At 65.2% G+C, this 10,700-nt stretch carries 7 protein-coding genes; 3 read left to right on the top strand and 4 right to left on the bottom strand.

Annotation, left to right across the window (positions count from 1 at the left end; all coding sequences use genetic code 11):
* Nucleotides 1-91: 91 nt before the first annotated feature.
* The 3 genes from AB0I59_RS34275 to AB0I59_RS34265 all read right to left on the bottom strand — a co-directional run bounded on the left by AB0I59_RS34275 (nucleotide 92) and on the right by AB0I59_RS34265 (nucleotide 3,357).
* Nucleotides 92-436: a hypothetical protein gene (locus AB0I59_RS34275; RefSeq protein ID WP_358139528.1), complete on the bottom strand. Its 345-nt coding sequence runs from the start codon at nucleotides 434-436 to the stop codon at nucleotides 92-94.
* Nucleotides 436-2,799, bottom strand: a complete 2,364-nt coding sequence (locus AB0I59_RS34270; protein WP_358139525.1) for an AAA family ATPase — start codon at nucleotides 2,797-2,799, stop codon at nucleotides 436-438. The genes AB0I59_RS34275 and AB0I59_RS34270 overlap by 1 nt, the downstream gene beginning before the upstream one ends.
* Nucleotides 2,800-3,009: 210 nt before the next feature.
* Nucleotides 3,010-3,357, bottom strand: coding sequence for a site-specific integrase (locus AB0I59_RS34265; RefSeq protein ID WP_358139522.1), 348 nt, complete (start codon nucleotides 3,355-3,357; stop codon nucleotides 3,010-3,012).
* Between the two features lie 897 nt (nucleotides 3,358-4,254).
* Here AB0I59_RS34265 and AB0I59_RS34260 point away from each other — a divergent pair.
* Together AB0I59_RS34260 and AB0I59_RS34255 are read left to right on the top strand one after the other, a co-directional pair.
* Nucleotides 4,255-6,708 (top strand): McrB family protein, encoded by a 2,454-nt coding sequence (locus tag AB0I59_RS34260; protein ID WP_358139519.1) that lies wholly within the window; start codon nucleotides 4,255-4,257, stop codon nucleotides 6,706-6,708.
* Nucleotides 6,705-8,048 carry an McrC family protein gene (locus tag AB0I59_RS34255; protein ID WP_358139517.1) on the top strand — a complete coding sequence of 448 codons (1,344 nt, stop codon included), beginning with the start codon at nucleotides 6,705-6,707 and terminating at the stop codon, nucleotides 8,046-8,048. Before AB0I59_RS34260 ends, AB0I59_RS34255 begins: the two co-directional genes overlap by 4 nt.
* Before the next feature lie 541 nt (nucleotides 8,049-8,589).
* On the opposite strand, the gene AB0I59_RS34250 is transcribed toward AB0I59_RS34255, so the two are convergent.
* On the bottom strand, nucleotides 8,590-9,834 hold the full coding sequence (locus AB0I59_RS34250) for a hypothetical protein (protein WP_358139514.1): 1,245 nt from the start codon (nucleotides 9,832-9,834) through the stop codon (nucleotides 8,590-8,592).
* A 433-nt stretch (nucleotides 9,835-10,267) separates the two neighbouring features.
* On the opposite strand from AB0I59_RS34250, the gene AB0I59_RS34245 reads away from it, so the two are divergent.
* Nucleotides 10,268-10,567 (top strand): hypothetical protein, encoded by a 300-nt coding sequence (locus AB0I59_RS34245; RefSeq protein ID WP_358139511.1) that lies wholly within the window; start codon nucleotides 10,268-10,270, stop codon nucleotides 10,565-10,567.
* The last annotated feature ends 133 nt before the right edge of the window (nucleotides 10,568-10,700 follow it).

The raw sequence follows: 10,700 nt of genomic DNA, 5'->3' as shown, positions 1-10,700 counted from the left end.
ATCCGCCGCTACATCGCCTGGCGTAACCGCAACGTCGATAACCCCCGCCTACGCCGGATCGTGAAGAGGGCAAACGTGGCCTGACACGGCACTAGTTCAGCCGCGCGGCCAAGGCCGTGACCTCGCTGTGGAGGCCGCGCAGCTCAGATGCCGTAGGGCTCAGTTCATATCCGTGGTAGTGGCAGGTCCGGCTGAGCGCGGCCCACGAACGGGCGGCCAGCCGGACGGTGCCACGATCGCGATAGCCGTTGAGGCAGGTGATCTGTGCCTGCATGGCGCAGCGTTCGACACCGGGCGCGACCCTCGACCAGTAGTCGGCCAGGCACGCCTCAAGCGCCATGCGGATGAGGAATGCGGCAGCACGGGGCGAGGCCACGTCACCCTTGCCACTCAGCAGGGCGTCCGCGTCGTCGAGGTACTTCAGGTAGCGAGACATCAGACCTCCCGGAGCTTGCGGGCGAGGCTGGTCACGTTGCCTATGGGGTCGTCGCCGTGTCCGCGCAGGATCGCATAGAACCGTTGAGGGTTATGGCTGCCCTGATTGCAGGCACGGTAGACGGCGCCGGCCCACGTGCCGCCAAAGCGCTGATCCAGATGGAAAGGCACCTGATCAGGGGCGATATCCAGGGCCAACGCCGCGATCTCTCCGGTCGACCGGGCATCGGCGATGCGGCGTTCCGTGTCCGCGTGTTCGATGCCCTGTGCGAGTAGCCGACGCCGGGCGACTTCGACGAACGCGGTTTCCAGGGCGACCCGACACATACCCGGCAGGACCACGGGGCCGACGCCCTCCGGCAGGCGTCGGTTCAAGGCGATGGTGCGCGCCTCCTTCAGCGCGCGCTCCACCGGGTCGTAGTCGACCGAGATGTCGATCCTGGAGCGTTCTCCGCGGCGCACCTCCATGATCGTGGCCTGGATTCCAAGGCGGTGAATCGCCTCGGGCAGTCGGCTGTCGTGGGTGAAGACCACGACCTGGCGGCGCTTGGCGACCTCCTCCAGCAACTCCGCGAGGCCGTCTACCTTCTCGGGATCCATCGACTGGACGGGATCATCGACGACCAGAAAGCGGAAGGGGCTGCGGTCCACGAGAGCGCGGGGAAGAAACAGAGACAGCGCCAGCGCGTGAAGCTCCCCCTGGCTCATCACCCCGAGCGCCGCGTCGGGGATGTCGTCGACGCTCACTTCCAGCTCGGCCCGGCGCTGGTATCCCCGTCCGGCAAGACGGATCTCGCCGAGCGCTACGTTGCTCTGCCCGCGCATGATCTGCCAGTAGACCCGCGCCTCCTGGCCCTGGGCCGCCATGCGTTCAGCGCGAAGCGCGTCGTGTAGCTCGCGAGCCCAGTTGTCGGCCTTCTTGACGATGGCCAGTCTGCTCTTGGCCGTCTGTGCCGTACGGGCCTCGTGGCACCACGCCGCTACCTCTGGTGCGACCCGCTGCCAGTGGCCGTCCTGATCGGAAAGCCGCTGGCGGGCTGTGTCGCGAACGGCGGAGCACTCGCCTGCCAGGCGCTCTCCCGCAGCCACGAATGCGGCCGGATCGGTGAAGGAACGGCAGGCCGTCCACTCATGCCATACGAGAGCGAGGTCGGTGGGGAGGCCCGCGGGAGGATCGACGATGAGCCGTGCGGCGGCCTCGACGGCGTGCTGCAGTTCATCCACGGCTGCTGCGGCGGCGGCCGCTTCCTCTCGGAGCCGGATGACCGCCTCGACTGCCCGAGTTGCCCATGAATCATCGAGCTTGTCCGGCGTCTCGCAGACCGGGCAGGAGGGATCGTCCGCGTGCCGTCGTCGATGAGCCAGGGCGAGTTCGAGAAGGTCCGCCCGAGCCTGCGCGTCTTCGGCTGCGGTGTTCTTGACCTGCTCCAGCGCACGGCGGGCGAAGTGCACGCGATTGGCCGCCTGCCGTACCGACTGCATATCGGGCCCGATGAGTCCGGCGAGCGCGTGGAGCTTCTGCTGCTCTTCGCTCCGGCCGCCGGTGAGAAGTGCTTCCACGGCGGTCAGGTCGGGGTTGGCCTTGCTCAGCTCGATATGGGCGGTCCTGGCCCGTGGGTCGTCGATCGCGGAAAGTCGGGACAGCAGCGTGGGAAGGCTCTGCCGGGCATTTCTGGCCGTCTTCGTCAGTGTCAGGGTTTGTTCGTGGAGGGCTTTACAGATCTCTGCCAGCTGCCCCAGTCCCAGAATCGCGGAGATCTTGTCGTGGATCTCGGTCGGCTTGTCCAGCGCGGCGCCGAGTTCGGCATAGGGCAGGAACGGCCGGAAATCGGTCAAGGCGTCGGCCAGGCCGAGCGAGCTGAGTGGAGCCGCCGACCGGCCCGGCCGAGTGACGGTCGCGAGGGTCTCGTTGTGTTTGTCGCCAATCCAGGTCAGGTTGACCACACTGGGCTCGATCTCTCCTGAGATCGTCAGCTCGACTTCGATCTCCGGCGAGACTTGCTCATGAAGATTGGTATAGCTCCCTGTCCAGACCTGTGACCGGTCCTTCCATCGAGAGTTCTCGCCAGTGAGGGCCATCTCCACCGCCTCGGCGAAGCTGGACTTCCCTGAGCCGTTCCGGCCCGTTACGACGGTGAGGCCATTTGCCGGAGACAGCGGCAGGCGAATCGCCCGGCCGATCCCACGGAACCCACGAACGGTGATCGCTCCGAGGTATATACCGGAGGGAGTAGGGGCGAGTCGAGGCTGGACCGGACCCAAGGTGGCGAGAACCAGTTCCTTGGCGTCGGGAGGTAGTTCCGACTCCTCGAGACGTGCGCGGATCTCATCGTGAAATGTGACATGTGCCGGGGAAGAGGACACAGCGGTCTCCTGGTGTGGGGGTAGGTCATGGGGAGCGATATCGAGCGCAACTGCAGATCCAAGTAAAGCAGATGTGTACCGCATTCACGGCATTCTTTGCTAGAGGGCTTGATTTCGCTCTCTTGGAGGCTCTCAGGCGTGCGGTGTGGCCGCGGAACCAGCGGCGCGGGATGTGGCGTCGCTGTCCCGTTGCCGGGCCGGGCGTGGTCGTCATGCACGCCGTCGTGGGTACGCGCTGAGCGTGCCGTGCCGGTACCGGCGTCCGGCGGCGTTCGGTTCGGTGAGGCCCAGGTGCTCGACCGGCTGCGTTTCTGGCTGCGGCGCCGGCTCTTCGGGGCGGTTGATCTCGACGACTGTGCGGCTCACGGTCACGAGGCAGTTGATGAGGTCGAGGTCCTTGACGCGGAGCTCGGTGAGCTCGCCCCAGCGCATTCCGCTCTCGATGGCGGTCTCGGCCAGCAGGCGGGTCTCCTCGGTGGGGAGAGTGGAGTAGAGCTGGTCGAACTCTTCCGGGGAGACGATGCGCAGCGGCTTCTTCGGGACCGTTGGCGTCTTCACGCCCTTGCATGGGCGCAGGTTCAAATGAATACGAAAGCCAAGCTCTTTAGACGCTTCTGATCTACATTGTAAGGATGTGGGGGTGGTAGCCATCCTGTCCTCCCGCCGCCTCCGGAGTGACAAGCCCATCTGGCACAGGTTGTTGACGCGATCCATCGGGTCGCGGGGTTACTGGTTCACCTGCCACAGCACAGCAGGAGGTGATAGACGGGAGAACATGGTGGACCTCGGCAGACTTGAATCCTTCACGCCCTCACTCGCCGACATCTCCATGTCCTGGGCCAGGCTATCGGGCTGCGCTGGCACCCAGGCAGAGGTCGTGATCTGGGTCTCGCAGACCGGGACCGAAGAGCATGCCGCAGAGCGCCGAGGTTGGCGGCGAAGCTGCCAGTGTCCGGCCGACCTCGGTCTCGCTAACCCCTATCCGCACCTGCAGGATGTAGGGGCTGGGGTTTCCCCTCGTAGCGTCCGGGTGGGCACTGCACGAGCTCCCCAATCGGCACACGATCCGCACGGACGCCAAAGCCGTGCAGGCCTGCGCTGGTCTGGCCGCACGTCTCCTGCAACGGGAGCCGTTGCGCGCGACGAGAACGGCTTCCACTCCGTGGGCCCAGACCGGATTGCCATCGGCTGCGCTCACAACGACCAGGTCGCCGCCATCCGTGCCGCGAGCGTACCCGCCGGGATCACCGTCGACACCGCCAACAGGCTCCAGCTCCGAGCGGCGCGACACGACCGCGTTCCACGCGGGGATCGCCGAGTTGCTCGACAACCATCCATCCACGGGGCGCGTCCAGCTCAATGTCCCATCAAGTCCCCCGACGGCTGGAAAGCCAACCACGCCGTCCTCGCCCACCTGTCCAACCACCGCGTTCACGCCTGACTGGGAGCATCGGCATGACTAGCGCTACGCCCAAGATCGTCAGCTTTGAGGGCAGGCACTACGAACTGGTGCCTTCCACCGGCGAGGTCATCTGCTCCAAAGGTGGCTATGCGCTGCACCATCTGGAGGACTGCCAGCATCTCCGTGGCGGCGACCAGTCCACGTGGCGAACCTATCCCGACCCCGACCGTCTCACCTGGCGCCGACTGCTCGACTCCGCGCCCTCGACGGACAAACAGGGCCGCCGAGAATACGCGCAGAAAGCGGGACTGCTCAACGGACTCGGGTCGCCGGTCACCCATGTCTGTGACAGCTGTCTGCTCAAGCCGCTCTCGACCGATGGTTCTCTCCCGCTCGCCGAGGCCGTCGCCGTCTTCGACCGCGCATCAGTCGAAGACGGCGTGGCGAAAGCCCGGGCGGAGATCGGACAAGTCCAGCGTGACTTCCCACGCGAGGCATGGCCGACGATGCCTCTGGAGCGGTACGCCCTGGGAGTGGCCGACTACAAGAACACGTTCTGCTACCGGATGGAGTTCGGCACGCCCGAGCTGGGAGGCATCGGCGGGGGCAGCGCCCGTAAGCACATGATCTTCCTTCAGAAGAAGGACCAGAGCTGGTACCACGATGCCAAATTCGCCAACGAGCAGGAAGCCTGGATCGACGTGCGCCAGGGGTTCCTCGACGCGTTCACGGCAGTGGAGGAGGGCATTGTCCCATTCGTCGACGAGATCACAGCTCTGCGTTCCGGACCGTCTCTGACGGCCAAGGCTCTCTACGCATACTTTCCGGATCGCCTGCTGCCTGTGTACGGGCGCGATCACGTCCATCACTTCATCTCCCTCCTGTCCGAGGAGGACCCGTCGAAGCTGGAGCGCTTCGAAGCGCTCGAAAGGCTGAAAAGTCTGATTGACGGCACGGGACACTTCACCGGCTGGCACACCGACGAGATCGCGCGGTTCCTGTACTGGTGGGCCAATCCACGTCAGGGCTCAGCAATTGTCAAGATCGCTCCTGGCGCGGAGGCGAAGTTCTGGGATGAGTGCCAAGAGGGCGGCTACATCTGCGTCGGCTGGGATGACGTGGGAGACCTGACCGCCTTCACGTCCGAAGACGAATTCCAGGAGGCGTTCCGCGCTCACTACTCCGATGAGTACAACGGCAACCAGAGCAAGATGACGGTGAAGGCGCGTGAGCTTTGGCGGCTCACACAGCTCCAGCCTGGTGACCGCGTGGTGGCGAACAAGGGGACACGACAGATCCTCGCGGTGGGAGCGGTCACGGAGACGGGGTACGCATGGCGCGAAGAGCGCGAAGAGCAGCGGCATACCGTCTCCGTGGACTGGGACCTGTCGTACGCGCAGGCTCTGGCGGAGCCGGAGAAGCGCTGGGGTGTCGTCACCGTGGCGGACGTTCCGGCCCGGCTGTGGCGGACCATCCGGTCCAGCAAGACCGCTACCGTCGACCGTGAGGACACAGTAGAACCCGAAGCCGTGACTCTCGAAGACCCGCAGCTCAGCGCACTCGCAGGAGCCCTTCAGCGCAAGGGACAGGCTGTGCTGTTCGGTCCGCCGGGAACGGGCAAGACCTTCACCAGCCTCCGATTCGCGGTCTGGTGGCTTTCTCAGCAGCTGGGCATGAGACTCGGCGCCGAATTCGACTACGGCAGTCCGGCCTTCAGGCAGGAACTCGCACGTCTCGCCGCCAGAGATCAACGACCGGCTGGACATCTCACGCAGGTGACCTTCCATCCCGCTTATGGGTACGAGGACTTCATCGAAGGCTTTCGTCCGGTAGAGGACGGCGGCGCGGGCCTGCGCCTCTCCCTGGTGGACGGGGTCTTCAAGCGGATTTGCCGCGCCGCCGAGAACGATTCGAGCCGCCCGTACCTGCTGCTGATCGACGAAATCAACCGTGGGGACATGCCGAAGATCTTCGGTGAGCTCATTACGTTACTCGAACTGGACAAGAGGGGGGTCACTGTGGTCCTGCCGCAGAGCGGGCAGGACTTCAGCGTGCCACCGAACGTCTACGTGCTCGGGACCATGAACACCGCCGATCGCAGCATCCGGCTTCTCGACTCGGCACTACGCCGGCGTTTCGCGTTCGTGGAACTCCTCCCCGACCCGGCTGTCCTGGAAGGCTTCACTGTAGGGAAGCTCCATCTCGCCGACCTCCTTCGTGAGCTCAATCTTCGGGTCCTCAAGGAACTGGGACGTGAGCGCCAGATCGGCCATTCCTTCTTCCTCACCGCGGGCGGACCGGTAACCGACGAATCCGCTCTGGCTGCAGTTATCCGCAACGAGGTGCTGCCGTTGCTGCAGGAGTACGCCTACGACGACTACTCCATGCTCGCCCGCTTCCTCGGCCCCGACATCGTCGACGATGTCGGGCATCGGCTCCATGACCTGAATGACGAGGAGTTGGTTGACGCGCTCTACGCCGAGTTGCAGGTGGACGTGGCCGAGTGACCCCCGTCGTTGTGGACGAGTATCAAACGGTTAAGGTCAGCGGACTGAATCCGAGCGCTTCCGACCGCGAGCTGTCCGAGTCTGAGGAGCTCAGTAAGCGGATCAAGCTGCGGTGGCTGGCCGACGGCGCTCTTGAGGTCACCGCGACCTCGCATGTCGGAGTGGTGGCTCTCGATTGCGTAACCATTCATATCCGGCCCAAGCTGGTCGGGCGGGAACTCTCCGTGCTACGCATGCTCGACTACGCCAGCGGGCTCTCGGCCCTCCGGTACGTCGACCGGCTGCGGCACCTTCCCGATGCCGGCCACAACCTGCGGGATCTCATCTGCCTCCTCCTCATAATCGAGTGCGAAGCGCTGCTCCGCGGCGGCCTCCGTCGTGACTACGTCCATCGGGAAGAGCCACTGCCGGCCGTACGAGGCCGCCTCCTCGCCGACCGGCAAATGCTTCGTCGCTTCGGCCGTCTAGACAGATTGGAATGCCGCTTCGACGAGTTCGAGGCGGACATCCTCGACAACCAACTGTGCGCGGCGGCTCTCCAGCTGGCTGCGCGGACAGTCGGAGACGATGCGATAAGGGGACGCGCATGGCGTGCGGCGGCCGACTTCACCGAAATGTGCACAGCGCACGGATTCGACGCCAGGTGGGCGGAGCAGCGGCTCACCTATCACCGGCACAACGAGCATTACCGGCAGGCGCATCGATGGGCGCTTCTGCTCCTCCAGAGCGGAGGGCTGGACAATCTGTATTCCGCGGGTGGGTCAACGGCCCGGACATTCCTCCTGGATATGAACGCGCTCTTCGAGGCGTTCGCCACCCGGCTGCTCAGTGAGGCTTTCCACGGCACAGGCGTCGCCGTACGTGCCCAGCAGCCTCTTCGCGGGGCCGTCCGTCACGGGGACGGCCGAAGCTACACCACGATCACACCGGACATTCAGCTTGTCCAAGGCCACGGACCCGGAGCCTGGCGACGATCGGTCGATGCCAAGTACAAGCTCTACACCGACCGGAAAATCAAGCCGGAGGATCTCTATCAGAGTTTCTCGTACGCCCACGCACTGAGCGCCTCTCATGTGGCTACTACGCCGACTGCCTACATTGTCTTCGCCAGCGATCGAGAGGTGCCTCCTGACCACGTTGTGCTGCGCCGATTCGACGGTTCTCCCGTTGCCCGCATCACGGCAGTCGGACTCAACCTGCCGGGCATTCTCGGGGCTCTGGGCGGCCCCGGGTTATCGCCGATGCTGCGGACACTGCGCGATCAATTCGGCGGCATCTATCCGCTGCAGGACGACGCGAGCCGCCAAGGGGAGATGCCACTCCGTCCTGCAACATCATGAACAATAAGGGCAATCAGGACGTGCGCCGTTGGCACGTGCCGTCCCTCACCACTGTGGGCGCCTGGTCATGGTTTCGCCGAGTGCTGGCCCGGGATCCTGCTATGGGCTCGCCGCCGGACGCCGAGGACGTGAACCGGAGTTTCGTCCTCGGCGAGCGGGACACCATCGCCACTCTGATCGCCGCGTACGGCGAGGCCAGTGCCGACTCACGCCGGATCGCCACCGGTTCGCCCCCGACGACGACGTGCCGACCGAGGAGCTCGGAACGGTCTCGCTGCGTTGGATCTACGTCCACATGATCGAGGAGACGGCCCGCCGTCTGCTCGCGGAGAATGTCCGCGTGCTCGACCGACGGCGTGACCGGAGCGGTTGTGTGAGCGCGACTCTCAGGCCGGGCGCCGTGGCGCCGGGTGAAGTCCAGGATCCGCTGCCAGGTCTGACCGCCGGCACACGGCGCGAGCTCGTACCCCTCTCGCGCTGGATCTTCGCCCCGATCTCCAGCTTCATGACGTCATCCCGGCTGGTAACAGCTACAACCCAATCATCGCCTACGTCGGCCTGCTGCCCGCGCACCGGGGCAACGGCTATGGTCAGCCCTGGCCTTCGGCCCTTCCGATGGAAATCTCGCTCCGGGACCCTCGCCCTGAGCGTTGAGCGGGAGATCGCGGATGCGATGCGATTTCCCGGTGCGCACGTCGACCGCGTAGAAACCGAAGGACCCAGCTCCCTCCGGGGTCTCGGCCTCGACGACGTATTCGTAGTCGTCGAGCCAGCCGTATCCGTAGGCGTCGTTCTCTTCCGGCAGCAGGCGCAGCGGATGTCTCTTCACGACTCGCCCGGTGCGGGCGTCGTGGATGACGAGGACGTCCTTTCCGCTCGTATCCTCGTTTCGGATCTCGACGATTACCCGGCCGTTCGGAGAAAGGCCGTCGGTGGCGTAACTCCCCGTCCATTTCCCAAGGACTTTGCCCTGTGTGTCGATCAGGGTCACGACCTCCTCATCCGGATCGTCCTGCTCGACTTGCGAACATCCGAGAACGCCCATCGCCTGCCCGCTCACCCCGATGACGCCACAGAATCCCCGGATGGTGGTCGTACGCCCCAAGGACGTTTCCGTCAGCAGGACACGGGAATCCGGCCCGCCGAAGGCGACGGCGAAATAGCCGCCATCCGGAGACACATGCAGGCTCCGGAAATCGTCGAGTGCCCACGCGTCCAGTTTCGGGGAAAGGTCGAGCAGCCTCGCGGCCGGCAGGTCCCATCCCACGAACCGCCGGCGCGTCTTGCTGAAATAGGCCAGGTGGTGTCCGTCCGGGCTGACCAGGAGCGGCATCGAGCGCGCGCTGCCGTCGTCCACCTGCGCCGTGCTCACCGCGTCGAAGAACTCGACGTCCTCCCAGCAGGTCCCGTCGTCGCCGCACCCGCCGCCACCGTGCAGCCCTGAATCATGCCGGTACTCGCCCTCCTTGAACACGGAACGCAGGCGCCATTCGGCGCACATCACCGGTTCGGCGTCCTCGTCGTCCGCGCGCGGGAACGGCTCGCATGACGCGTCCTCGCCCACGTACGCGTACTGGATGGGCGGATCGAAAGGGTCGGGCCTCCATTCGACGGTCACCCGAGGCTTGGGCGAAAGGACCGAACTCAGGCCGACCACCAGCAGGGTGCCGAGGACCATATACGGAAGCCACATGAGAAGCACGCGCACCCGAATCGACCCTCCCGCTCCCGAAGCGCGACCGGATTGATCCGTGGAAGCCTCCCGTCCTTCCACCGCGGTGCCCATTTCCCCTCGCAACGTCTCGTCGGTCCCGGAGGTCACCGTAAAGGAGGGCTGTCACGGCGGGATAACGCGACAAGGGCACAGGAGAAATGCGCTATCCCGGCCTTCTATCAAGCCAAGCCTCCGACTGGCAGGCGAACCTTGGATCTCAAAGATCAGAACACAGAACAGGCCCTAACACCGGCTGGGCATTCCCTCGCGCCCAGAAGACTGAACCAGGAGAGTGGCGCTCGCGGCGGATCGCAAGGAGTCGTCTTGGCCAGAATGCCGAGAGCGGTTCGTTCCCCGACCTCTGCTGTCTATCGGCCGGCGGCCGTGGACCTCTCGCTGGTGACCGGTATCGGGGAGGTCGCAGGAGCCTTCGCGAGGCAGGTAACCCTCTTCGGCAGGTGAACGATCCAAAGAGGGGGTCCTGTGTTCATGCGAGGGGGCGACATTGCGGGTCGAGGAGCTGTCCCAGGCGGAGCGTCGGGTGTGGGAGGCGTTTCCGTTCGGGGAGGAGGTCGACTTCACCACCGGCAAGCCGGAGGAGGACGATCCGGCGACGGGGGTGGCCTGGGGGACGGAGCGAACCGTCTGTGCCAGGGTGATCGCCGCGCTGCTGATGAGGGAAGAAGCGCCTCAGTCCCACCGGATTCCCGCCATACGGATCAAGGGCGCCCGGACGGGTTGGGTGCTCGCGACCACCATCGCCACCATCGCCACCGGCGTCAGCGGAGCTCTTTCTCGCCAATGAATCAGTGTTCCTTCGGGCCTGAAAGACAGCGCCGCGGACACGTGTCGCGTCCGGGCGCAGTCGTCGTACTGTCTAGTTTCTGATCGCACGATTTCAGGCAGCTCCGAATGATGGGGGCCACATCTGCGGAGTA

The organism is Microtetraspora glauca (assembly GCF_040656155.1).
Lineage (GTDB): Bacteria > Actinomycetota > Actinomycetes > Streptosporangiales > Streptosporangiaceae > Microtetraspora > Microtetraspora glauca.
Note: the sequence above shows the minus strand (reverse complement) of the source record. Positions and strands in the feature narration are given on the sequence as shown.

Excerpts from the sequence above, each read along its gene's own strand:
- AB0I59_RS34275 (WP_358139528.1), bottom strand. The coding sequence starts at position 436 with ATGTCTCGCTACCTGAAGTACCTCGACGACGCGGACGCCCTGCTGAGT.
- AB0I59_RS34260 (WP_358139519.1), top strand. The coding sequence starts at position 4,255 with ATGACTAGCGCTACGCCCAAGATCGTCAGCTTTGAGGGCAGGCACTAC.
- AB0I59_RS34250 (WP_358139514.1), bottom strand. The coding sequence starts at position 9,834 with ATGGGCACCGCGGTGGAAGGACGGGAGGCTTCCACGGATCAATCCGGT.